The organism is Nonomuraea corallina (assembly GCF_027620315.1).
GTDB classification, from domain to species: domain Bacteria; phylum Actinomycetota; class Actinomycetes; order Streptosporangiales; family Streptosporangiaceae; genus Nonomuraea; species Nonomuraea corallina.
The window spans coordinates 68,382-91,387 of the sequence record NZ_JAPNNL010000006.1 but is presented as its reverse complement, the minus strand read 5'-3'; the positions used below and the strand labels follow the sequence as shown (position 1 = coordinate 91,387).

General features: G+C 71.2%; 24 protein-coding genes. 12 read left to right on the top strand and 12 right to left on the bottom strand.

What is annotated here, in order from left to right; genetic code table 11:
- From OUY22_RS03100 to OUY22_RS03090, 3 genes are all read right to left on the bottom strand, one after another.
- The coding region (locus tag OUY22_RS03100; RefSeq protein WP_270153162.1) for a serine/threonine-protein kinase at window positions 1-720 on the bottom strand (720 nt) is incomplete at its 3' end.
- Complete coding sequence (locus OUY22_RS03095) at window positions 707-1,678, bottom strand: LacI family DNA-binding transcriptional regulator (RefSeq protein WP_270153161.1); 972 nt, start codon at window positions 1,676-1,678, stop codon at window positions 707-709. The genes OUY22_RS03100 and OUY22_RS03095, both read right to left, overlap by 14 nt.
- A 234-nt stretch (window positions 1,679-1,912) precedes the next feature.
- Window positions 1,913-4,081, bottom strand: a complete 2,169-nt coding sequence (locus tag OUY22_RS03090) for a transglycosylase domain-containing protein (RefSeq protein ID WP_270153160.1) — start codon at window positions 4,079-4,081, stop codon at window positions 1,913-1,915.
- Between the two features lie 190 nt (window positions 4,082-4,271).
- Here OUY22_RS03090 and OUY22_RS03085 point away from each other — a divergent pair, with 190 nt between their 5' ends.
- Window positions 4,272-4,421 (top strand): hypothetical protein, encoded by a 150-nt coding sequence (locus OUY22_RS03085; RefSeq protein ID WP_270153159.1) that lies wholly within the window; start codon window positions 4,272-4,274, stop codon window positions 4,419-4,421.
- 62 nt (window positions 4,422-4,483) lie between these two features.
- On the opposite strand, the gene OUY22_RS03080 is transcribed toward OUY22_RS03085, so the two are convergent.
- Together OUY22_RS03080 and OUY22_RS03075 are read right to left on the bottom strand one after the other, a co-directional pair.
- Window positions 4,484-5,143, bottom strand: coding sequence for a potassium channel family protein (locus tag OUY22_RS03080; RefSeq protein WP_270153158.1), 660 nt, complete (start codon window positions 5,141-5,143; stop codon window positions 4,484-4,486).
- Window positions 5,136-6,494: a TrkH family potassium uptake protein gene (locus tag OUY22_RS03075; RefSeq protein ID WP_270153157.1), complete on the bottom strand. Its 1,359-nt coding sequence runs from the start codon at window positions 6,492-6,494 to the stop codon at window positions 5,136-5,138. The genes OUY22_RS03080 and OUY22_RS03075 overlap by 8 nt, the downstream gene beginning before the upstream one ends.
- Window positions 6,495-6,676: 182 nt before the next feature.
- Here OUY22_RS03075 and OUY22_RS03070 point away from each other — a divergent pair, with 182 nt between their 5' ends.
- Together OUY22_RS03070 and OUY22_RS03065 are read left to right on the top strand one after the other, a co-directional pair.
- Window positions 6,677-7,561 (top strand): sulfotransferase family protein, encoded by an 885-nt coding sequence (locus OUY22_RS03070; protein WP_270153156.1) that lies wholly within the window; start codon window positions 6,677-6,679, stop codon window positions 7,559-7,561.
- Window positions 7,558-8,721, top strand: coding sequence for a glycosyltransferase family 4 protein (locus OUY22_RS03065; protein WP_270153155.1), 1,164 nt, complete (start codon window positions 7,558-7,560; stop codon window positions 8,719-8,721). Before OUY22_RS03070 ends, OUY22_RS03065 begins: the two co-directional genes overlap by 4 nt.
- A gap of 12 nt (window positions 8,722-8,733) precedes the next feature.
- Here the strand turns inward: OUY22_RS03065 and OUY22_RS03060 are convergent, their stop codons facing one another.
- The 3 genes from OUY22_RS03060 to OUY22_RS03050 form a co-directional block, all read right to left on the bottom strand.
- On the bottom strand, window positions 8,734-9,687 hold the full coding sequence (locus OUY22_RS03060) for a sporulation protein (RefSeq protein ID WP_333486586.1): 954 nt from the start codon (window positions 9,685-9,687) through the stop codon (window positions 8,734-8,736).
- 96 nt (window positions 9,688-9,783) lie between these two features.
- Window positions 9,784-11,502 carry an HAD-IIB family hydrolase gene (locus tag OUY22_RS03055; RefSeq protein ID WP_270153153.1) on the bottom strand — a complete coding sequence of 573 codons (1,719 nt, stop codon included), beginning with the start codon at window positions 11,500-11,502 and terminating at the stop codon, window positions 9,784-9,786.
- Window positions 11,503-11,565: 63 nt separating this feature from the next.
- Window positions 11,566-12,768 (bottom strand): MFS transporter, encoded by a 1,203-nt coding sequence (locus OUY22_RS03050; protein WP_270153152.1) that lies wholly within the window; start codon window positions 12,766-12,768, stop codon window positions 11,566-11,568.
- A 315-nt stretch (window positions 12,769-13,083) separates the two neighbouring features.
- Between OUY22_RS03050 and OUY22_RS03045 the strand changes: the two genes are divergently transcribed.
- Window positions 13,084-13,761, top strand: a complete 678-nt coding sequence (locus tag OUY22_RS03045; protein WP_270153151.1) for a redoxin domain-containing protein — start codon at window positions 13,084-13,086, stop codon at window positions 13,759-13,761.
- Between the two features lie 3 nt (window positions 13,762-13,764).
- A complete protein-coding gene (locus tag OUY22_RS03040; protein WP_270153150.1) occupies window positions 13,765-14,619 on the top strand; it encodes a cytochrome c biogenesis CcdA family protein in 855 nt (284 codons plus the stop codon).
- Between the two features lie 8 nt (window positions 14,620-14,627).
- On the opposite strand, the gene OUY22_RS03035 is transcribed toward OUY22_RS03040, so the two are convergent.
- Window positions 14,628-15,374, bottom strand: a complete 747-nt coding sequence (locus OUY22_RS03035; RefSeq protein ID WP_333486585.1) for an SDR family NAD(P)-dependent oxidoreductase — start codon at window positions 15,372-15,374, stop codon at window positions 14,628-14,630.
- A gap of 52 nt (window positions 15,375-15,426) precedes the next feature.
- Here OUY22_RS03035 and OUY22_RS03030 point away from each other — a divergent pair, with 52 nt between their 5' ends.
- The 4 genes from OUY22_RS03030 to OUY22_RS03015 all read left to right on the top strand — a co-directional run bounded on the left by OUY22_RS03030 (window position 15,427) and on the right by OUY22_RS03015 (window position 17,706).
- The gene (locus OUY22_RS03030; RefSeq protein WP_408638102.1) at window positions 15,427-15,771 is read left to right on the top strand and encodes an ArsR/SmtB family transcription factor; all 345 of its coding nucleotides are present in this window, start codon (window positions 15,427-15,429) and stop codon (window positions 15,769-15,771) included.
- A 7-nt stretch (window positions 15,772-15,778) separates the two neighbouring features.
- Window positions 15,779-16,306, top strand: a complete 528-nt coding sequence (locus OUY22_RS03025) for a GNAT family N-acetyltransferase (protein ID WP_270153148.1) — start codon at window positions 15,779-15,781, stop codon at window positions 16,304-16,306.
- A 62-nt stretch (window positions 16,307-16,368) separates the two neighbouring features.
- Complete coding sequence (locus tag OUY22_RS03020) at window positions 16,369-16,851, top strand: metallophosphoesterase family protein (RefSeq protein ID WP_270153147.1); 483 nt, start codon at window positions 16,369-16,371, stop codon at window positions 16,849-16,851.
- A 75-nt stretch (window positions 16,852-16,926) separates the two neighbouring features.
- Window positions 16,927-17,706 (top strand): hypothetical protein, encoded by a 780-nt coding sequence (locus OUY22_RS03015; RefSeq protein ID WP_270153146.1) that lies wholly within the window; start codon window positions 16,927-16,929, stop codon window positions 17,704-17,706.
- A gap of 3 nt (window positions 17,707-17,709) precedes the next feature.
- Here the strand turns inward: OUY22_RS03015 and OUY22_RS03010 are convergent, their stop codons facing one another.
- Both OUY22_RS03010 and ctaD read right to left on the bottom strand, forming a co-directional pair.
- Window positions 17,710-17,934, bottom strand: coding sequence for a hypothetical protein (locus tag OUY22_RS03010; RefSeq protein ID WP_270153145.1), 225 nt, complete (start codon window positions 17,932-17,934; stop codon window positions 17,710-17,712).
- A 73-nt stretch (window positions 17,935-18,007) separates the two neighbouring features.
- Entirely contained in the window at window positions 18,008-19,642 is a 1,635-nt protein-coding gene (gene ctaD, locus OUY22_RS03005; RefSeq protein ID WP_408638103.1) for an aa3-type cytochrome oxidase subunit I, read from the bottom strand.
- A 222-nt stretch (window positions 19,643-19,864) separates the two neighbouring features.
- On the opposite strand from ctaD, the gene OUY22_RS03000 reads away from it, so the two are divergent.
- The 3 genes from OUY22_RS03000 to OUY22_RS02990 all read left to right on the top strand — a co-directional run bounded on the left by OUY22_RS03000 (window position 19,865) and on the right by OUY22_RS02990 (window position 21,363).
- The gene (locus tag OUY22_RS03000; protein ID WP_270153144.1) at window positions 19,865-20,683 is read left to right on the top strand and encodes a DUF1206 domain-containing protein; all 819 of its coding nucleotides are present in this window, start codon (window positions 19,865-19,867) and stop codon (window positions 20,681-20,683) included.
- Window positions 20,684-20,755: 72 nt separating this feature from the next.
- Window positions 20,756-20,986 (top strand): hypothetical protein, encoded by a 231-nt coding sequence (locus tag OUY22_RS02995; protein ID WP_270153143.1) that lies wholly within the window; start codon window positions 20,756-20,758, stop codon window positions 20,984-20,986.
- Window positions 20,968-21,363: a hypothetical protein gene (locus tag OUY22_RS02990; RefSeq protein WP_270153142.1), complete on the top strand. Its 396-nt coding sequence runs from the start codon at window positions 20,968-20,970 to the stop codon at window positions 21,361-21,363. Before OUY22_RS02995 ends, OUY22_RS02990 begins: the two co-directional genes overlap by 19 nt.
- Before the next feature lie 88 nt (window positions 21,364-21,451).
- Here the strand turns inward: OUY22_RS02990 and OUY22_RS02985 are convergent, their stop codons facing one another.
- Window positions 21,452-22,969, bottom strand: a complete 1,518-nt coding sequence (locus tag OUY22_RS02985) for a golvesin C-terminal-like domain-containing protein (protein WP_270153141.1) — start codon at window positions 22,967-22,969, stop codon at window positions 21,452-21,454.
- Between the last annotated feature and the right edge of the window lie 37 nt (window positions 22,970-23,006).

Sequence of the window (23,006 nt, the reverse complement as noted above, 5' to 3'; positions counted from 1 at the left end):
CGCCGCTATCCCGTGCGGCGCGCCAGGCGGGCGCGGCGGCGGGTACGGGCGGCGGGCCGTCTCCAGCTGCTCCCACGTGGTCTCCGGGTACGGGGTACGTCCCGCGATCATGGTGAACAGCAGGACGCCCAGCGCGTACACGTCCATGGCCGGGTGGGTCGACGCCCCCGCCAGCCGCTCCGGCGCGACGTACGGCGGCGTGCCCCGGCCGTCGTCGGGGTCGCCGGCCGAGGCCGCGATGCCGAAGTCGAGCAGCTTCAGCCCGTCGCCGGTGAGCAGCACGTTCTCGGCCGTGACGTCCCGGTGGACCAGTCCGCGGGCGTGCCCGGCGGCCAGCACCCGGGCGGTCCGCATGGCGACGGCGGCGGCCTGCGGCCACGGCAGCGGGCCCTCCTGCAGGCGCTCGGCCAGCGGCACCCCGTCCAGCAGCGGCATCACGACGAAGGCCGCGACCTCCCCGCTGGTGGTCACGGCCTCGCCGTAGTCGTAGATCTCGATGGCGTCCGGATGGATGAACCGGGCGGCGGCCCGTGCCTCGCTCCGCGCTCGGACCCGGTCGCCGAGGCCCGTCTGGAGGGACGAGCACTGCACCTTGACCGCCACCATCCGGTGCAGCGACTGGTCGAAGGCCCGCCAGATGACGGACATGCCACCCCTGGCCAGCGGGTCCAGGAGCAGGTACCTGCGGGCCAGGACGTCTCCGGGTTCATGCCGAGTCACGGATGACCAGTTCTGTCGGGAGGATCGGATCGATCCCGGTCGTTCCGGACAGTAGCAACCTGGTCGCGATGGTGGCCACCTCCTCGACAGGCTGACGCACGGTGGTGAGCGCCGGGTTCGTGTGCCGGGCGACCGGCGCGTCGTCGAACCCGATCACCGCGACGTCGGCGGGCACCCTGCGGCCGGCCCGGCGCAGCGCCTGGATCGCCCCGGCGGCCATCAGGTCGGAGGCGGCGAACACCGCGTCCAGGCCGGGGGCATGGCGCAGCAGCCACTGCATGGCGTGGGTGCCCGACGCCGCGGTGAAGTCTCCGTACGCGACGGGGACCTCGGCCGCGCCCGCCTCCCGCAGCGTCTTGATCAGGCCGTCGAGCCGGTCCTTGGCGGCGGGCAGCGAGGGCGGGCCGCCGATGGCGGCGACGGACCTGCGGCCGGTGAGCAGGAAGTGCTCGGCGGCCTGCCGCCCGCCGTCGTGGTTGTCCACGTCGGCGTACGGCAGCTTCAGGTCGTGCGGCGGCCGGCCGATGTTGCGCACGGTGATGCCGGACGTGCAGAGCTTGATGGCGAGGGGATGCCGTTCCCTGGCCCCGACGAGCAGCACCGCGCCGGACAGCGTGGGCAGGATGGACGAGGTCGGGTTGACCGTGGTGATGGTCAGGTTGGTGCCGCTCTCGGCGACGACGGCCCCGCTGGCGGACAGCAGCCGGGCATAGTACGGTTCGGAGAATAATCGCGGCAGATGGTCGCAGATGACCGCGGTGACTCCTGTCGCCGTGGTTCTGGAGACCGATCCTCTGGGCGCCCGCTGCCGCACGTATCCCATCCGGGACACGGCATCGTAGACCTGGCGACGGGTTGACGTGCTGACCCGGACCGAGCCGGTGAGCACGCGGGAAGCGGTGGCCGGGGAGACCCCGGCGGCCGCGGCGACCTGGGCCAGTGTGGGCTGCTCGGACATGCTCGACACCTCGCGCCGAAGATCCCTGGGAGCGCTCCCACGTTATCAATGTTTCGCCGCCGTTAACAGTCCCTCTGTACTGCGCTGTTAGTTCCCAGTAAAGAAATCCGCAGGTGATGGGACTCATGTGAGCGAAGAGTTTTCTGCGCCATTTTCCCGGCCCCCCGGCCCGGCTGACGTCTCACGCGCGAGGGGAGGGCCCGGACGCCGGACCCTCCCCTTGCGCCGGTCCGGTCAGTCCAGGCCCAGGTCCGCCCTGATGCCGTCGTCGCTGTCGATGTCGCGGAGCTCACGGGGCTCGCCACGGTCCCCCGAGTCCCGCGGGTCCCGCTGCACCGGCGCACAGCTCGACCCGCAGCCGCCGAACCTGGAGGAGTCGAGCGGGTGGAACTTCGTCGCCTTGGTCCCCTTCAGCGCCGCCAGCATGGTGTCGCGCCAGATCGGCCCCGGGATGCTGGCGCCGAAGACCGACCCGTAGTAGCGGCCGCCGATCGTGACGTTGTTCAGCTTGTACTTCTGCGAGCCGCGCGGGTCGCCGATGCTGACCGCGCCCGCCAGGTCGGGGGTGAAACCGGCGAACCAGGCCGTCGCCTGCGCGTCGGTGGTGCCGGTCTTGCCCGCCGCCGGGCGGCCGATGCCGCCGACGCCGCGCATCGTGCCCTTGGTGAACACCCCTTCGAGGATGTGCGCCGCGGCGTCCGCGACCTCGGGGTCCATCACCTGCTTGCACTTCGGCTCGTACTTCTTGGCCTTGCCGTAGCGGTCGACGATCTCGGTGACGACCATCGGCTCGCAGTACTTGCCCCGCGCCCCGATCGCCGCGTAGGCGTTGGCGACCGTCACCGGGTCCATCTCGTTGATGCCGAGCGTGAACGTGGAGAACTCCTGCAGCGGCAGCCCGTCGGAGCGCTTGATGCCCAGCGACTTGGCCGTCTTGATCGTGTCACAGAGGCCGACCTCCTCCTGCAGCTTCATGAAGAAGGTGTTGACCGAGCCCCAGGTGCCGGTCTGCAGCGTCTTGAAGCCGCCGGACCCCTCGTCGTTGGTGACGGTGTGAGACGGGTCGGCGATGTTCTCGCCCTTGCAGTTCTTGAACGTCGAGTAGCCGGGCGCCCGGTAGCCGGCGCCCACCGAGAACCCGTCGTTGACCTTCATGCCCTCCTTGAGCCCGGTCAGGAGGGTGAAGGTCTTGAACGTCGAGCCGGCCTGGAAGCCGACGCCGCCGCCGTGCGCCGCGTCGGCCACGACGTTGTACGACATCTCGTTCCGCTTCTTGGAGCGGCCGTAGGTGCGGCTCGCGGCCATCGCCTTGATCTCGCCGGTGCCGGGCTCGACCAGCGCCTCGGCGGCGACCGGGTGGTCCGAGGGGTGCACCCACTTCTTGATGGCCCGCTCGGCCGCCTTCTGCATCTTGGGGTCGAGCGTGGTCTTGATCGTCAGGCCGCCCCGGTTGAGCAGCTGGGTGCGCTCCTTCTTGGTCTTGCCGAAGGTCGGGTTGCTGAGGATCTCGGCCCGCACGTACATGCAGTAGTAGGGGTAGCGGCTCGCGCCGCAGCCGCCGGGCAGCGGGGTGCCCTTGTAGCCGAGCTTCTTGGCCTTGGCCTCTTCGAGCTCCGCATCGGTGATCTTGCCCAGCTCGTGCATCCGGTTGAGCACGATGTTGCGCCGCTCCAGCAGGCGCTGGCGGTGCTGCCTGCCCAGGTTCGGGTCGGTGCGGTTGGGGTCCTGCACGGCTCCGGCGAGGGTGGCCGCCTGGGCCAGGTCGAGATCCTTGGCCGAGACGCCGAAGAACCGCTTGGCCGCCGCCTCCACGCCGTTCGCGCTCGCGCCGAAGTAGGCGATGTTGAGGTACTTCTCCAGGATCTGGTCCTTGGTGTACTTCTCCTCGACGCCCATCGCGTAGCGCAGCTCGTTGAGCTTGCGGGCGTAGCTGGCCTCCAGCGCCTTGGCCTTCTCCTCGTCGGTGACGGCCGAGTTGAGCAGGACCTGCTTGACGTACTGCTGGGTGATGCTGGAGCCGCCCTGGGCGATGCCGCCGGAGGTCAGGTTCTTGGCCAGGGCGCGCAGCGTGCCTTCGATGTCGATGGCCCCGTGCTCGTAGAAGCGGTAGTCCTCGATGGCGATGATGGCGGTCTTCATCACCTCGGAGATCTCGTCGAGCTCGACGCTCTCGCGGTACTCCTCGTAGAACTGGCCGATGGCGTCGCCCTTGGCGTCGAGGATCGTGGTCTTCTCGGCCAGCGGGGGCTCCTTGAGGGTCATCGCCTTCAGGTTGAGCTCTTCCGCGGTGTTGACGAACATCGCCCCGGCGCCGCCGACAGCCGGAAGGGCGAGGGCGGCGGTGAGCACGCCGGCCGCCGCTGCCGCACCCGCGAGCCGCAGGATCCCTGATCCCCGGTCCATGTGAGAGAACCTCCCCGATTCGCCACCCTTGCCAAAACCCTATAGCCACGGTAATGGCGAAAAATCCTTCCTTTTGCCATTTCGCTGATCAGGACACGCTCCCGGCGCCGTGAAGGCGGACGAGCACATCGGTGGAGAGGGGGTTGAGCGACAGATCGAGCGGGTGAGGACCGCGGGCCACCCTCACCAGGTGGGGCCCGCGGACGACCGGTATGCGCTGCAGGATCGCACGGTCACCCACTCCCGGACGACGCCGGACGGCAAGCGCGTGGTGGGGAGCGGCACCATCACGTTCAAGGCCGGGTGGACCGACGACCGGCCGTCCGTCGTCCGCGGCTGACGGGCCGATCGGCGGCCCGCCGGGGTTCGCCCCGGCGGGCCGCCGTGATGAGTCCTCGAAGGTCAGTCCAGCTCGGAGAAGCGCTCGATCTGGTCGCTGCGGCCGGAGACGAGGATGATGTCGCCGTACGACAGCTCCGTCTCGGCGGTCGCGTACGTGAACTCCTCGCCTTCCCTCTTCACCGCGACGATCGTGACGCCGTACTTGCGCCGCAGGTTCGACGCGCCCAGCGGGACGCCCACGTACTCCTTCGGCGGCCGGGTCTTGATCAGCGCGAAGTTCTCGTCCACCTCCATGTAGTCGAGCATCCGGCCGCTGACCAGGTGGGCCACCCGCTCGCCCATGTCGTGCTCGGGCAGCACCACGTGGTGTACGCCGACCCGGCTGAGGATGCGGCGGTGCTGCTGGCTGACGGCCTTGGCCCAGATGTCGTCGATCTCCAGCTCGACCAGGAGGGACGCGCTCAGGATGCTCGCCTCCAGGTCGCCGATCGCGACCACGGCGCGGTAGAAGTCGGGCACGCCGAGCTGTTGCAGCGTCTCCAGGTCGGTGGCGTCGGCGGTGGCCAGGTGGGTGATGTGCCCCGACAGCCCCTGGACGATCTTGGGTCGGTTGTCGATGGCCAGCACCTCCGTGCCGCGCCTGGTCAGTTCGAGGGCGAGGGCGGAGCCGAACCGGCCGAGGCCGATCACCACCACAGGGTCGTTGCTTCGGTCAACCAACGATCATCCGCTCCTCGGGTAGTTCGTAGCGCCGGGCCCGTTCCTTGAGCGCCAGCGCGGAGCCTATGGTGAGCGGACCGATCCGGCCCACGAACATCAGCACGATCAGCAGCAGCTGCCCGGCGGGCGGGATGTCATTCGTGATCCCGGTCGTGAGCCCCGCCGTGCTGAACGCGGCGATCACCTCGAACAGCACCCGGTCGAGGGTGTACGGGGTGAGCACCAGCAGCACGTAGGTGCAGAAGGCCACCAGCGCGGCGCTCATCATGGTCACCACCACGGCCTGGCGCTGGGCGGTGTCGGGGACCTGGCGGTGGCCGACGTTCACCCTGGGCTCGCCGCGCAGCTCGGACCAGATGACGAAGACCAGCAGGCCGAGGGTGGTCACCTTGATGCCGCCCGCGGTGCCGGCGCTGCCGCCGCCGATGAACATCATGACGTCCGACACCAGCCAGCTCGACGGGTGCAGCGCGCCGGTGTCGACGCTGTTGAACCCGGCCGTGCGGACCACGGCCGACAGGAAGAACGCGGCCAGCACCCTGGTGGGCTCGTCCAGCCGGCCGAGCGTGCCGGGGTTGTGCCATTCGGTGGCCAGGTAGACCAGGGTGCCCAGGACCAGCAGGATCAGGGTGGCGTACACGGTGATCCTGGTCAGCACGCTCCACCTGCCCGGATGCCGCCAGGAGCGCAGCAGCTCGAACACCACGGGGAAGCCCAGCCCGCCCACGATGACCGCCGCCGAGATCGTCAGGCAGATCCACGGGTCGCCGACGTACCCCATGATGTTGTCCGACCAGAGCGTGAAGCCGGAGTTGTTGAAGGCCGAGATGCCGTGGAAGACGCCGAGGTAGAGGGCGCGGCCGAAGCTCTCCCCGTACCCGATCATGAACCGCCCGGTGAACACGACGGCGGCGACGGCCTCGCACACCAGGCTGAACAGCACGACCTTGCGGACGACCTTGCGCATGTCGGCCATGGTCGGCGTCTTGGTCTCGGCCTGGGCGAACAGCCGGGCGCGCAGGCCCAGTCTGCCGGAGACCAGCACGGTGAAGACCGTGGCCAGGGTCATGATCCCGAGGCCGCCGATCTGCACCAGCCCGATGATGATCAACTCGCCGAAGACCGACCAGTGCGTCGGGGTGTCGACGATGATCAGGCCGGTCAGCGAGACGGACGCGGTCGCGGTCCACAGCGCCGTCAGCCAGGTGGTGGTCTGCCCCTGGGCGGTGGCGGCGGGCAGGGACAGCAGCAGGGTGCCGACGAGTATGGCGAGGCCGAAACCCACCGCGATCATCTGGGTGGGGTGCTGATAGCCGCCGAACAGGACAGAGGCGGCCCGGACACGTCTCATGTGGATGTCAGGCTTCCCCGAAGAGGTTTCCCGGCGGACCCGCGTAACCGTACAGCGCCCGAGAATATCCCGTCCGAAATACCAAAACATCCCCGGCCACGGGTCCCCGACGCAAGTCTTCACCCCGCGATGTCCCGAGATTGCCAGGGAACTGCCAGGAAGGGTGGGTAGTCTGCATCGGCATGAGCTGGCAGCGTAAAATCAACAAAGCGCTGGTCAGGTTCACCGGATTCCAGGTCAATCGAGTAGGGAACCAGGGGATTTCGACGGCGGCGCCGGTCAAGACCGCGCCCTCGAAGGTCAAGCAGACCGAGGCCGAGATCAGGCCGCCGGCCGACCCGAAGGCCGACCGGCTGCTGACCGCGCCGATCTTCATCATCTCCCCGGTGCGGTCCGGTTCCACCCTGCTGCGTTCCCTCATGAACGCCCATTCGGACCTGCACGCCCCGCACGAGCTCCACGTGCGGCGCCTCAGAGTGGAGTTCGGCACGACCCTGGCCGCGAAGGCAATGGAAGCGCTCGGCCACAACCAGGCCGACCTGGAGCATCTGCTCTGGGACCGCGTGCTCCACCGGGAGCTGGTGCGCAGCGGCAAACGGTTCATCGTGGACAAGACCCCGGCGAACGCGTTCGCCTACGACCGGATCGCGGCCTGCTGGCCGGACGCGCGCTACATCTTCCTCCTGCGCCACCCGGCCTCGATCGCCGCCTCCTGGTACGAGGCCAGCCCCGACAAACGCGACCGGGAGGCGGCCGCCACCGACGCCCTGCGCTACATGAAGGCGGTCGAGCGGGCGAAGGCGGCGCTGCCCGGCCTGACGGTCCGCTACGAGGACCTCAGCGCCGAGCCGGAGCGGGTGACCCGCGAGATCTGCGCGTTCCTCGGCCTGGAATGGGAGCCGGGGATGCTCTCGTACGGCGAGCAGGCGGTCATCCAGAAGGGCCTGGGCGACTGGCGGGACAAGATCCGCTCGGGCACCGTGCAGCCCGGCAGGGAGCTGCCCGACCCCGACACGATCCTCGACTCGCTGAAGCCGATGTGCCGCACCTGGGGCTACCTGGCATGAGGATCCGCTACCTGATGCTCCACGCCTACGGCATGGGCGGCACCATCCGCACCGTCGTCAACCAGGCCAACGCCATGGCGAGGGCCGGTCACGACGTCGAGATCGTCAGCGTGGTCCGCCGCCGGGACAAGCCCCGGTTCGCCCTCCACCAGGACGTCCGGATCAGCGCCCTGGTGGACCAGCGCGAGGGCCGCCTGCCGGACTCGCCGGCGCGCAAGGTGTGGCGCAGGGTTCGCGGCAAGATGGTGCCCCGCGGCGAGTTCGCGGCCGAGTACTTCACCGAGCGGGTGGAGAAGGCCGTCATGGACTACGTCGCCTCGCTGCCGGACGGGGTCCTGGTCACCACCCGTCCGGCGCTCAACCTGATCGCCGCCAGACGCGCGGCCAAGGGCGTGGTCAAGGTGGCGCAGGAGCACATGAACCTGACCGCCTACCCCGAGACGATCCGCAGTGAGATCGTCCGCCACTACGGCCGGTTCGACGCCGTGGCGGTGCTGACCAGGACGAACCAGCTCGAATACCAGGAGATCCTGCCCGGCACCCGGATCGTGCAGATCCCGAACGCGGTCCACAAGGTCGACCAGGAGCGCTCCGCGCAGCGCAACCCGGTCGTGGTGGCGGCCGGCCGGCTGGTGCCGCAGAAGGGATTCGACCTGCTCATCCAGGCGTTCGCCCAGGTGGTGGCCGAACACCCCGAGTGGAGCCTGCGCATCTTCGGCGACGGCCCGCGCGAGGCCCGTCTCCGGGCCCAGATCGACGAGCTGGGCCTGGGCGGCCACGTCGCCCTGATGGGCCGCACCGAGCGGCTGGACGACGAGCTCGCGGCGGCCTCCGTCTACGCGCTCAGCTCGCGCTTCGAGGGCCTGCCCATGGTCATGATCGAGGCGATGACGCACGCCCTGGCCGTCGTCGCCTACGACTGCCCCACCGGCCCGCGCGACGTGCTCACCGACGGCGTCGACGGGCTCCTCGTGCCGCCGCGTGACGTCGACGCCCTGGCCGCCGCGCTCAAGAAGGTCGTGCGGGACCGCGGGCGGCGCATCGAGATGGGCGCCGCCGCGGCCGCCGCCGCCCAGGGCTACGCCCCGGACGTGGTCATGCCCATGTGGGAGGACCTCTTCGCCGAGCTGCTGAGCGGCGACCGGGTCAGCTCCCGCTGACCCGGCGCGGGGTCACTCCTCCTCTTCCTCCTCGCCCTCGAACGCCTCGTCGATCAGCTCGGCGGCGACCATCCCGCCGGCCACGCCCATGGCGCCGGCCGCGATCATCCCGCCCATGCCACCGCCTCCGCGGTGGTGGTGATGGTCGTCCCCGTGGTGGTGGCCCGGGTGCCCGTACCCCTGGTGGCCGAAGCCCTGGTGGCCGAAGCTTTGGTACTGCGAGAGGCCGTTCAGCCAGGCGCCGATCTCGGCCGCCCAGTCCATGCGCAGCGCCTCGTCGTGGGCCACCCGGAAGCGGCCGATGGCGTCGGAGCCGTAGTGGCCGGAGCGCCGGTCGGCCTCGATGACGATGTCCATCCCGTCAGGCCCGGCCACGAACGTCAGCTCCGCCTCGGCGATCTGACCGGGCGGGCCGTAGAACTCGATCTCCTGGTAACACGGCAGCTCCTGGCGCACGCCGTAGATCTGGCCCATCTCCAGGTCGGCCGACTTGAAGGCGAAGCCCAGCTGCAGGAACGCCTCCATGACGCGCTGCTGCGACGGCAGCGGCTCGACCACGATGGGGTCGAGGTCGCCCTTGTCGACCGCCTTGGCGATGGCCAGCTCGGTGCGCACGCCCAGCGCCATCCCGGTCAGCGGCTGCCCCCGCACCTCGCTGATCGGCGCCTCCCACGGCACCTCGGTCTGGAACGGGATCGTCCGCTCCTCCCCCTTGGCCAGCGTGAACGGGCCCGAGACCTGGAACCGGCGCAGCTCCGCCACCCCGGTGACCTCGCTGTCGCCCGCCTCCGCCTCGGCGCGGGCGACCAGCGCCAGCGTCACGTGCTCGATGGAGGCGTCGAAGTCGCCGCCCTTGAGCCGGACCTCACCCGCCATCGTGCCCCCCGGGCGCACCCGGGGGGTGCTGAGAACCGTGTCGACCGAGGGGGCTCCGACGCCGAACGCGCCCAGCATCCTTTTGAACACCACTGCAACTCTCCGTTTCCTGACGGCCGGTGACCGTACCGAAAACGATCTTCCGGCTGCCGTGGTTCCCGGAAAGCGGCGGAGTGTGGCGTCCGGTCAGCGGTCGTCGTGGTCCGGGTCGTACTTGGTCGGCTCGGCGGGCAGCGTGTAGCGCCGCTCGATCAGCTCGACCACCTGACGCAGGCTGTCGTCGCCGCCTTCCCGCTCCACCTCCGCGACCTCGCCGGCCAGCTCCGAGTCGCCCAGCTTCTCGCCGATCCAGGTCGAGTAGTCGCCCCGGCCCAGGTGGAAGACCCAGGTCTCGTCGTCCACGCCCTCGGCCAGCTCCACGAACACGTGCAGGTTGCGGGCCCGCAGCTTGAGCCGGTCCTCGGGGCCGGTGAAGTAGAAGCTCTTGTCCTTGGACATGGTGCCGGCGGCGTACTTGCGGCGGTGGCGGGTGCGGTGCGCGCGGCCCGGCGCCGGGTGGACGCGCTCGGCGGCGTCGCCGGAGGTGCGCCAGAGCGCCACCCCCTCCGCCTCGCCCACCAACTCGGGGGCGTCCCGGCCGAGCGCGGCGGCGAAGGCGCCCAGCGTCTCCTCGGGCTCGGGGCCGACCGCGATCACGCCGTGGACCAGGTTGAGCGCGGCGGGACTGAGCGCCTCCGGGTGCACGGTGATCATCAACATCGAGCCGAGGTCGCGGACGTCCTTGACCGGCACCTCCATCAGCTCGGCCGGCATCAGGTGGTGCGCCTCGTCCACGACCACGCAGTGCGGGTGGCCGAGCCGGGCCCGCAGCGCGACCAGCCGGGGCATCAGCTCGGAGAAGAACGCGGGCCGGTCGCGCAGCGGCATCCCGATCATGTTGACCACCGCGCTCTGGTCCGGCGACTCCAGCAGCCGCAGCACCTCCTCCGCGACCGGCGGCCGGTCCGGCTCGCCCAGCACGGCGACGCCGGGGAACTCCGCGTAGTCGCCCTCCGGGTCGATGATCACGCACTGGTACTGCGCCTCGACGAGCCGCTCCAGCAGCGCCGTGGTGACCGTGGACTTGCCGCTGCCCGACGGCCCCGCCACCACCAGGCCGGTCCCGTACGGGGGCAGCCGCACCTCGCCGTCCGGCCCTTCGCCGAGCAGGACGTGGTGGCGCGGGATCTCCACCTCGTCGAGCTCGCCCGACAACAGCCGGTCGGCCAGGTCGGCCACGCCCTCGCCGTGCTCGCGGTCCAGCGGCAGGTCGCACTGGTCCAGCAGGGACGGCACGGCGTTGGCGACGGCGCAGCCGCACTCGGCGGCGGTGAGGAAGGCGTGGTCGTTCTCGGCGTCGCCGATGGCCACCACGTTGTGGCGCGACGCGGACAGCCGGTCCAGCGCGGCGGCCAGGCCGCTGGCCTTGTTCACGCCGGGCGGCAGCACCATGACCGCACCCTTGTTCCTGATGACCTGCAGCTCCAGGCCCAGCTCCCGGATCGCCTCCTGCACCTGGGGGTCGTACGGGTCGCGGGTGGCGACGATCACGGACCCGGTGCCGAGGGGGGTGACGCCCTGGCCGCGCAGCCGCTCGGCGAACTCGGCCGGCGGCGCCTGCGCGAGCGGCTCCCTGGTGCGCTGCCCGGGGTCGTAGAGCAGGCCGCCGTTCTCGGCCACGATCGCGTCGAACAGGTCGGCGTGCGGGAAGACGGACAGCAGGTCGTCGAGCTCCCGCCCGGTCACCAGCAGCAGCTTGCGGCCCGAGCGGGAGACCCGTTCCAGCATCCTGATCGTGTGCTCGGCGACCTTGCCGTGCCGGGCCAGGGTGTCGTCGTAGTCGCAGGCGAGCACGTGATATCTCATGGGCCGCCCATACCCCCGTGGGGAAGGGGTGAACGCAGGTCAGGCGGCCGGGGGACGGAGATCTCACCGGACCGCCCCTTCGCGGACCGGGCGGGTCCGCCGCCCGGTCATCGCCCACCCGGCCACGAGCAGGTACGGGACGCTCAGCAGCGCGAACATCAGCCCGTGCGGGACCAGACCGGAGGCTGCCCCGTAGACCACGAAGACCGCCACGGTGACCAGGCCGGTGCCCAGCCCGGCCACCGAGGTGACGGTGGCGCGGCCGGGCCCGGTGATGCTGTCCTGCAACCGGGCGTCGGCCACCACGCCCGCCGACTGGAACAGCGCGAAAGACGCCGCGATCAGCACGAACCCGGCGGGATGCCCGGTGAGCGCGCCCCCGGCCAGGGTGGTGGCCGCGATCACGAGCAGCGCGCCGAACCCGCGCGGCCGCAGCCGTCCCACCCGCCCTGCCAGCAGCCCGCCGGCTGTGACGCCCGCCCACAGCAGCAGGTACACCAGCGGGATCGCCGTCTCGGACAGCCCGGTCTCGACGCCGAGGAACGGCACGTACTCCTCCAGCGCGCCCCAGACGGCGGTCACGGTGGCGACGAGCACCAGCCCGTCGCGCACCCGGCGGTTCCCCCGCGCCTCCGCCAGTCCGGCCTTCAGCACCTGCCAGTAGGCCGGCGTCGCGGCGTCCGCCCCGTCAGGGGAGTCCGCGTCGCGGTGCTCGCGGAAAGTCAGGGCGGTGGCGGCGGTGAGCAGGCAGGCGAGCACGCTGGCCGCGCCCACCCCGAGGTAGCCGCCGGCGGCGAGGACCGGGGTCGCCAGTGCCATGGCCGCGGCGGCCGCCACCACGCCGACCGCCGTGGCCCGGCCCATGACCCGGGCGTAGCGTGAGGTCTCGCCGGTGCGGGCGAGTTCCTCGTACACCAGGGCCTCCATCGCGCCCGAGGTCAGGGCGTCACGGGCGCCCCAGAGCACGAAGCCCAGCGCGAAGATCCCGTAGGAGGGGGAGATCACCCACAGCGCGAAGCCGACGGCGGCGAGCAGCGGGCCGACGAACAGCAGCAGCCGCCGGGACACGGCGTCGGCCCACGCGCCGGAGGGGATCTCCAGCACCATGCCGGTGAGTGACCAGATGACGAAGAGCGAGGACGTCTCGGCCACGGACAGCCCGGTGTGGGTGAACAGCAGCGCGTAGACCGGGTAGAGCAGGACGAGCTCGTCGAGGAACGTGTAGACGTAGAGCGTGCGGACGAGCCGCCGGGCAGGCGGTGACATGAGTGAGGCCTTCCGGAGGAGACGGACGGGGGCTGCGGGCGCCTGCCGGCCCGGCGGTCCGCGACCACGGCCTCTGGTGAAGCGTCAATGTCGCCAGATCATGCGCCCGAGTCTAGCCAGTGGCGGGCGGCAGCCGCAGCTCCGCGAACACCGCCCGGTGATCGGTGCCCGGCACGTCCAGCACGGCGAAGGAGCGCACCCCGGCGCGCTCGTCGACCAGGATGTGGTCGATCGTGATGAGCGGCGGCAGGAAGAAGAGGCGGCGTCACCGGCTCGTAAGGTTCTCGGCGGTCCCGCCTGTCTAGCCTGACGATCGTGAACAGAGCCGGTTTGGCGGTGCTCATCACCGCAGCGACCTTGACCCTGACCGCGTGCGGCGCGGCGGCCCCGGGCGACGCGCCCGCCGACCCCATGGAGAGCGCGTCCACGGCGCCCGCCGACCCGATGAAGAGCACTGATCCGATGAGCAGTGCCGACCCCATGAAGAGCGGCGACCCGATGAACAGCGCCGATCCCATGAACAGCGCCGACCCGATGAAGAGCGGCGACCCCATGGAGAGCGCGTCCCCGGACGGGGGCGCAGCCGTGCCGCAGGCGCTGCGGTTCAGCGCGCGGACCCTCGACGGGCGGACGTTCGAGGGCGGCAGCCTGGCGGGCAAGCCCGTGGTGTTCTGGTTCTGGGCGCCGTGGTGCACGAAGTGCCGGGCGGACGCGCCCGCAGTGAAGGCCGCCGCCGACACCCACAAGGACGTGGCGTTCGTGGGAGTGGCGGGGCTGGACGCCGAGGCCGCGATGAAGGACTTCGTCCGCGGCACGGGCACCGACGGCCTGGTCCACCTGTCGGACGAGAAGGGCGCGGTGTGGACCAGGCTCGGCGTCTCCCAGCAGTCCGTGTTCGTCTTCGTGAAGCCGGGCGGCGAGACCGCGAAGGTCACCGGGCCGCTCGGTCGCGACGGTCTCGACGCCGAGATCGCCAAGATCAAGAGCGGCTGAGTCGTGGCCGACCTGCCTCTCGTGCTCGCCCTGACGGCCGGGACGGTGGCCGCGTTCAACCCGTGCGGGTTCGCGATGCTGCCCGCGTACCTCACGTTGCTGGTCTCGGGCACGCCGCCGCGGGCCGCGGGCGGCGTCTGGCATCGCGGCCCGGTGGTGCGCGCGGTCCTGCTGTCGGCGGCGATGACCGCCGGGTTCGTGACCGTGTTCGGGCTGTTCGGGCTGGTGGTGACGCCGCTGGCGGCGGTGGCCGGGACGGTCCTGCCGTGGGTGACGATCGTGATCGGGATCGTCCTGGTGGTGCTGGGCGGCTGGCTGCTGGCCGGCCGGTCCCTGCCCGTCCGCGTGCCCGGGGTCTCCGCCCGGCCCGCCAGGTCGGCGCGCTCGCTCTACGGGTACGGGGTCGCGTACGCGGTGGCTTCGCTGTCCTGCACGGTCGGGCCGTTCCTGGCGGTGACGTCGGCCTCGCTGACGAGCGGCGGGGTGGCCGGAGGGCTGGCGGTCTTCGCCGCGTACGCGCTCGGCATGGGCCTGGTCGTCGCCCTGCTGTCCTTGGCCGTGGCGCTGACCAAGGAGGCCGTCCTGTTCCGGGTGCGCCGGTCGCTGCCGCACGTGTCACGGGTGAGCGGAGTGCTGCTCGTCCTGGCCGGCCTGTACGTGACCTACTACGGCTGGTACGAGCTGCGGGTCTTCGGCGGAGGTGACCCGGACGACCCGGTGGTCGGCACGGTGACCGGTGTCCAGGGGACGATCTCGGGATGGATGGAGGCCGGCGGCGCGGTGCCGGTCGCGGGGGCCGCCGCGGTGCTGGTCACCATCCTCCTGATCAGATCGAGGCGGGCCCGCCGCTCGGAATGAGCCCCCGGTCACGTCAGGTCGAGCCCGCCGTCCAGGGTGAGCACCTGGCCGGTGAGCCAGGTCGAGGCGGGGTCGGCGAGCCGGACGATCCAGGTGGCGACCTCCTCGGGGGTGCCGCGCCGGCCGAGCGGGACGCGGCGGGCCTCGTCCTGCTTGACGCGCTCCACCTCCGGTTCTGGCAGCCCCGCGCGGGCCAGCGCCCGGCTCTCCGTGGGGCCCGGAGCCAGCGCGTTGACCCGTACGCCGCCCCCGGCCAGCTCCAGCGCCCAGCTCCGGGTGAGCTGCTCCAGGGCGGCCTTGGAGGCGGCGTAGTGGGAGCCGCCCGGCAGCGGCCGGTGCCCGTAGGTGCTGGAGACGTTGACGATGGAGCCGCGCGAGCGCCGCAGGTGCGGCAGCGCGGCCTTGGCCAGCAGGCTGGGCGCGGTCACGTTCAGCTCGAACAGGGCGCGCGCCCGGTCCGCGTCGAGCCGCTCCAGCGGCATGACGGCGGTGGCTCCGGCGTTGTTGACGAGCACGTCGAGCCCGCCCCACCGGTCGGCCGCCGCCCGGACGACCGCCTCGGGTGTGCCCGGTTCGGCCAGGTCGGCGGCGAACGGGACGATGTCCTGATGGTGCCGCGCGGTGCGGTCGAGCTCGTCCCGATCACGACCGACGCCGAGCACCCGCGCGCCGGCGCGGGCGAAGGCGACGGCCGTCGCCCGTCCGATGCCGGAGCTCGCCCCGGTGACGATCACGGTCTTGCCGTCCAGGTCCATGACCCCTCCTTGTTCGATGTTCGTAGAATGTCGAACAAGATACCATGAGGGCGTGAGACAAGTCCCGCACCCCACCGCCGACGAGCTGACGCTGGTCGCCGTGATGGCCGCGCTCAGCGACCCCGTCCGGATCGGCCTGGCGCGGGTGCTGTCCGACGGACGCGAGCGCGGCTGGGGCGAGCTGCGGGCGCCGGTGGCCAAGTCCACGCTGAGCCATCACCTCAAGGTGCTCCGCGACGCCGGCGTCACCCGTACCCGCCAGGAGGGCACCCGCTGCTACGTCGTGCTGCGCCGCGCCGACCTGGATCGGCGCTTCCCCGGGCTGCTCGACGCGGTGCTCACCGCGGCGGACGGCGAGGGCGTGGGCGACCAGGTGGGGCTCGCCGGTCGTCGATAATGGGGCCGTGGAGCGACTCGACGGTCCCGGCTGTGTGGCGATCTCCGACGAGATCGCCCGTCTCTACCGGCGGTGCTTCGCCGACCCGCCCTGGTACGAGACCGAGGACGACTTCGCCGCCTTCCCCGCCAAGCTGGCCAGGGACGCCGGGCGGCCGGGGTTCGCGGCGTGGGCCGAGAGGGACGGCCGCGAGCTCCTCGGGGTGTGCTTCGGCTGGCCCACGCCCACCGACCTGCCGGCCGGCCCGATCTACGAGGAGCTCCAGCGGAGCTGCGGCCCGGAGGCGGTGGCCCGGATGACCCGTGACGCGTTCGAGGTGGTGGAGCTGTTCGTGGACCCCGCCGCCCAGGGCCGGGGGATCGGGCGGCGACTGCTGGACGCGGCGGTCGACGGCTGGCCGCGGGCCTGGTTGCTCACCTCGCCCCGGGCGCCCGCGGCCCGCTTCTACCGCTCGCTCGGCTGGCGGCGGGTCGGGGCGCTGCCGGAGCGGGCCCTGGAGGTGCTCGTGCTGTGTACGGACGGGCACCCGGGGTGACGCGTGCCGCGGACCGCCGGGGAACTGGCGTGACTCGTGCCGCGGGCGGGCAGGGGCCCGGTGTGAAAGTGGTCGTGCTGGCCGACACGCACGCGCCGCGCCACTGGAGGTCGTGCCCGCCGAGGGTGGCCGAGCTGCTCGGGGACGCCGACGTGATCCTGCACGCCGGCGACGTGTGCGTGCCCTCCGTGATCGCCGAGCTGTCCGCGTACGCGCCCGTCCACGTGGTGAAGGGCAACAACGACGGGCCTGACCTGGACGCGCCCGAGACGCTGGAGCTGGACCTGGAGGGGCTGCGGGTGGCCCTGATCCACGACAGCGGCCCCGCCAAGGGGCGGATGGCCCGGATGCGGCGGCGGTTCCCCGACGCCGGTCTGGTGGTGTTCGGCCACTCGCACATCCCGCTCGACGCGTCCGAGGGCGGCCTGCGCATCTTCAACCCCGGCTCGCCGACCGACCGGAGGCGTCAGCCGCACGGGACCGTGGGGGTGTTGCGGATCGCGGACGGCGCGCTCGTGGAGGCGGAGATCGTTCCCGTCACCTGAGTGCTGGTTTGCCCGCTCTGTCTCAGCGGTATGTCGATTACGAAGAGTAATGAATCAGTTGCAAGGCGGATCGACATGGACAGAGTGAGACAGATCGCGCAGGCCGTGCTGTACGAGTGTCGCCCCCGGCTGCTGGACGACCGGCACCTGCGCGGCCTCCACCCGGAGCCGTACGCCCGGGGGCAGGCCGGTCTGCCTTCCCTGATGCAGACGCAGCGCCTGGTCGAGGCGGCCCCTTCGGACACCGTGGACGTCCACGTACGGTTCCTGCACCTGGTCTCCAGGGAGGTGGCGAGGGCGCGCGGCGACGAGCTGGAACCGGCGGCGGAGCTGACCGTCGACGGCACCCGCTACGTGCCGGGCACGGAGGCGCGCGAGCGCGAGGCCGCCGTGTCCGGGCTGGCGCTGGCCGACCTGGCCGGAGCGGCGTACACGATGAGCGTCGACGTCCCCGGCGACCAGGAGGCGGTCTGGCTGATCGACGCCCGCGGCCGGGCCGGGGCGGTGCTGCGCTGCTGGGAGACGCTGCACGGCTGGGCCGAGACGCGCGCCGTGCGGCTGCGCGACCGGTTGTTCCGGCTCACGGTGACCGTGGCCAACACCACCTGCTGGGAGGGCGGGGAGCCGGCGGAGGCGCTCAAGCGGACGTTCGTCTCGGCGCAGAGCGTGGTGCGCACCCACGGCGGCCGGTTCGTCTCGCTCCTGAACCCGCCGGCCGAGCTGCGCCCGCTGGCGGCGGGCTGCCGCAACATCGGCACCTGGCCGGTGCTGGTGGGCGAGGTCGGGGAGCGGCACACGATGCTGTCGGCCCCGATCATCCTGCGCGACCACCCCCAGCTCAGCCATGCCGGGTAGCGCTCAGCGGGCGCGCTCGGCGGCCAGGATCAGCACGACGCCCAGGGCCGCCAGGCTGAGGTTGGCGAACAGCTCGTAGCCGGCCAGCGCGTCGACGCGCGGAATGATCACCCGGTTGAAGAAGTTCAGGAGGAAGCCGAAGATCGGCTGGGCGGCCACGTGGTCGATCGCGCCGCTGATGCCCTGTAATGCCAGGATCAGGCCGACGAGCTGGATCGCTTTGCGCATGTCACGACCGTAGTGACCGGTCAGCCGCCCGCGGATCAGCCTTGGGGATGCGCCGCTCCGACCAAAGTAGGTCTCACGCCTCGACCTCGTCCCGCCGCGGATAGGCGTGCGGGTGGTGCAGGTCGAAGGCGGGGCGCTCGGAGCGGATGGGCGGCATGAAGGAGAAGTTGTGCCGGGGCGGCGGGCAGCTCGTGGCCCACTCCAGGGAGTTGCCGAAGCCCCACGGGTCGTCCCTGGTGACCCAGCGCGGCTTGCGCGAGGTCATCCACACGTTGTAGAGAAACGGCAGCGTCGACAGGCCGAGGATCATCGAGCCGGCGGTCGAGATCTGGTTGAGCAGGGTGAACCCGTCGCCGGCGGCGTAGTCGGCGTAGCGGCGCGGCATGCCCGCCCAGCCCAGCCAGTGCTGCACCAGGAACGTGGTGTGGAAGCCGACGAACAGCGGCCAGAAGTGCCACGCGCCCAGCCGGTTGTCCAGCATCCGGCCGGTCATCTTGGGCCACCAGAAGTAGAACCCGGCGAACATCGCGAACACCACCGTGCCGAACACCACGTAGTGGAAGTGCGCCACCACGAAGTAGGAGTCGGTGACCTGGAAGTCCAGCGGCGGCGAGCCCAGGATGACGCCGGTCAGCCCGCCGAGCAGGAACGTCACCAGGAACCCGATCACGAACAGCATCGGCGGCTCGAAGCTCAGATGGCCGCGCCACATGGTGCCGATCCAGTTGAAGAACTTCACCCCGGTCGGCACCGCGATGAGGAACGTCATGAACGAGAAGAACGGCAGCAGCACCTGCCCGGTGGGGAACATGTGGTGCGCCCACACCGTCATCGACAGCCCGGCGATGGCGATGGTCGCGCCGACCAGGCCGACGTACCCGAAGATCGGCTTGCGGGAGAAGACCGGGATGACCTCGGTGATGATGCCGAAGAACGGCAGCGCGATGATGTAGACCTCGGGATGGCCGAAGAACCAGAACAGATGCTGATAGAGGATCGGCCCGCCCACGGCAGGGTCGTAGATGTGGGTGCCGAACTTGCGGTCGGCCTCGACGGCCAGCAGCGCCGCCGCCAGCACCGGGAAGGCCATCAGCACGATCATGCTGGTCAGCAGCACGTTCCAGGTGAAGATCGGCATCCGGAACATGGTCATCCCGGGCGCGCGCATGCACACGATCGTGGTGAAGAAGTTGACCGAGCCGAGGATCGTGCCGACGCCCGCCAGCGTCAATCCCATGATCCACAGGTCGCCGCCCAGGTGCGGGGAGTAGATGCGGTTCGACAGCGGCGTGTAGGAGAACCAGCCGAAGTCGGCGGCGCCGGCGTTGGTGAGGAACCCCGAGAGGGTGATGAGCCCGCCGAACAGGAACAGCCAGTAGCTGACCATGTTGAGCCGGGGGAAGGCCACGTCGGGGGCGCCGATCTGCAGCGGCATGATGACGTTGGCGAAGCCCGCGAACAGCGGGGTCGCGAACAGCAGCAGCATGGCCCCGCCGTGCATGGTGAACAGCTGGTTGTAGGTCCGCGCGTTCACCAGTTGCAGTTCGGGCGCCGCCAGCTCCGCCCTGATGACGAGGGCCATGATGCCCGCGACCAGGAAGAACGCGAACGAGGTGATCAGGTAGAGGTAGCCGATCACCTTGTGGTCGGTGGAGGTGAGCCAGCGGGCGATGAAGGCTCCCGTGCCCTCGTGGCGCACCGGGGCCAACGGCGAGGTTTCCGGTTCGCCGCCCTTCGGCTTCTCGATCGTCACCCTGGTTCTCCCTCAGCAGGCGTTCCGTGAGGACTCCACTACCCTGCGTCATGCCACGATAGGGCCAAGAACGCGTTGGGTTGCGCCATGGTGCGGTTGACGTGGGCGTTCGCGGCGTGGTGACTGGCGGCGCGGATTCTGGGCACTGGACGGGCCTTCGACCCCCTGGAGGACCTCATGAGCACTGCACAGAGTGCCGGCCGGTCGGCGGAGGCAGCCGCCCGGCGAGCGGCGGACAGCCCGGCCCTGGACCGCTTGGCCCGGATCGGACTGGCCTGCCGTGGCGTCTTGTACGCGTTGATCGGCGTGCTGGCCATCCAGATCGCCATGGGAAGCGGCGACCGGGAGGCCGACAAGGGCGGCGCCATCACCGCGGTCGCCGACCTGCCCTTCGGCTCGGTGATCCTGTGGGTGATGGTCGTCGGCTTCGCCGCGCTCGCCATCTGGCAGGCCTCCGAAGCGCTGTTCAGCCATCACAAGACCCTCGACCGGGTCGAGTCGGCCGCCAGGACCGTGGTGTACGGACTGATCGTGTTCACCCTGCTCAGCGTGCTGCTGGACGGGCGGGCCGCGTCCGAGGACCAGAAGTCGCAGGACGTGACCGGCAAGCTGCTCGACCTCCCCGGCGGGGAGTTCATCGTGGGCGCCATCGGCCTCGGCATCATCGCGCTCGGCGTCTACTGGATTCGGCGAGGCGTCACCAAGAAGTTCCGCGAGGAGCTCAACACCGGGCAGATGTCGCCCCAGACCCGCTCGATGATGGACAGGCTCGGCATGGCCGGCTACGTGGCCCGCGGCGTCATCGCCGGGCTCGCCGGGATCCTCGTCGTGCAGGCGGCGATCACCCACGACCCGGACAAGGCCGGCGGCATCGACCAGGCGCTGCGCTCCTTCGCCGACACCCCCGTCGGCCCCTGGCTGCTGGTCGCGGTCGCTCTCGGGCTGCTGCTGTTCGCGGGCTACTGCTTCGGCGAGTCGCGCTGGCGCCGTACCTGAGCCTGCCCGGCGCCTGCCCGGCGCTTATCCGGCGCCACGCATGAGCCCGCGCCCGTGGGACAGAGGGACAGGGTGCTGACAGTCGGAAGCGACACGATCGTGGTCGCCGCCTCCGCCGGAGCGGCGGAGGCGCTGCGACTCCTGCTCGGCACGCTCCCAGCAGACCTGCCCGCCGCGGCGCTCGTGGTGCCGCAGGGCGCCGGCCCACCGGCCGGCGCCCGATGCCGGGCGCGGGTGGCGGCCGTCGTGCTGAGCGGCGCGCCCGACTCATCATGGAGGAGGCTGTGGACGACGCCGAGTTGATCCGCGAGGTTTCCCGATTCCTGGGCCCGCCGAGTGCCCCCGGCGAGGCGGCCGACGGCCTTACCGGCCTCAGCTGCCCGGAGTGCGGCGGCCCGCTGTACGAGACCGCCGGACGCCACATCTGCCGGGTGGGGCACTCCTGGTCCGAAGAGAGCCTGGTCGACGCGCAGGCCGACGCCATGGAACGGGCGCTGTGGGCGGCCGTCCACCGGCTGGAGGAGCGCGTACGCATCCTCGACCGGCTGGAACGCTCCGCCGGGAAGCGCTCCCGCGGCGACCTGCTGGAAGAGGCGGCCCGCACGCGCCACGTGCTGGACGCCATCCGCACGCTCCAGACCCGGACCGGCGGCGGCGACGGCGGCCTGCTCCCGCTCTGAGCGCCCGCGCCGGGACGCGCAGCAGTGACGCGTAGCAGTGACGGGGAGCGCCGTCGAGGCGCTCCCCGTCAGCGGGGTTCTCCGGTTCCTACGGGCGGGAGATGCGGACCGCGTCCGCGATCACGTAGCCGGTGCCGCCGGTCCACCGGCTGACGCCGACGACGTTCTGCGTGCCGGCGTTGAGCTGGAAGGTGCCGATGCTCCGCCAGGCGCCGCCGCCCGAGCGTTGATCGACGTAGACCGTCTGGTTCCCGCTGGACGTGGCCACGATGTACGGGGCCGAGGTGTTGTATCCGGGATCACTGGGATACCAGACCTCGATCTGGTACGCGCCGGCGCTGGGGATGGTCGCCGAGTACCAGGCCCCGTCGCTGACCGACACCGGGGTGGCGAAGCGGTAGTCGGTGCCGTGACGCTGGCCGGAGTACGCCGAGGTGCCCCAGTTGGTGCTGGCGGTGAACTGGGCGCCGGCGTTGTCGATCGTGGTCGTCCAGCTCGGCGGATTGGTGGTGCCGCCGTTCACGTAGTTGAGGTACGTGGTCCAGTTCCAGTGCGGCCCCGGGTCGGTGTGGGTGGCGCCGGGCACCTCGTTGTGGCCGATGATGCCGGTGCGGTTCTTCGGGACGCCGTACTTGTCGGCCAGGTGGCGGGTCAGCGCGGCGGAGGAGCGGTACATCGCGTCGGTGAACCAGGACGCGTCGCTGACCCAGCCCTCGTGCTCGATGCCGATCGAGCGGTTGTTGTAGGAGGAGTTCCCGGCGTGCCAGCCGACGTCCTTGTCACGCACCATCTGGGTGATGGCGCCGTTGGACGACTTGACCACGTAGTGCGCCGAGACCTGGGCGCTCGGGTTCTGGAACCACGAGATCGTGCCCGCGTAGGAGCCCTGGGTGACGTGGATGACGATGCGGTCGATGTTGTAGCTGGTCTCGCGGTTGGAGACGCGGTAGTTGCTCGTCGAGGCGGGGACCCAGGCGGCGGGCGGGTAGTCGGGGCTGGCGACCGCGGCCTGCGCGTTGAGGTCGCGGGCCTGGGCGAGGTCGCCGCGGTCGGCGGTGACCTCCTGCGGCTTGACGCGCACGCCGCGGGCCTCCAGGCCGAGGCCGAGCAGTTCGTAGACGGCGTCGGCGTACAGGCGGGACGTCTCCGGCGAGGACGCGTGGCCGTACTCGGCGACCGCCGGGTACCAGCGGCCGGCGTCCTTCCTGGCGGCCTCGTCGAGGCCGAGCTTGTCGGCGTACGAGCGGAGCACGGCGGCGGCGCCGAGGACGTTGGCGGCGTCGTCCTTCTTCAGCGTCGCGGCCGGCAGGCCGGTGAGCTTGGCGGCTTCCTGGAGCGTCTGGTTGGTGGGGTTGTCGACGAGGTGCATGAGCCCGTAGCCGCGGCTGGCGCTGGGCTCGCCGCCGTGGCCGTCGAGGTGGGTCTCCGCGTAGCCGAGGGCGACGAGCAGGTCACGCGGGACGTCGTGCTCGGCGGCGGCCTTGGCGAAGGCGTCCGCGAGCGGGGCGGCGCCCCGCTCGGCCAGGGCGGGCTGGCCTGCGAAGACCAGGAGGGAGCCGAGGGCGGCGGCGACGAGGGCTACTAATCGGGTCCGTGCCAGTGTCATGAGAGCTCCACTTCGGGGGGTACCGCACGCACAGTAA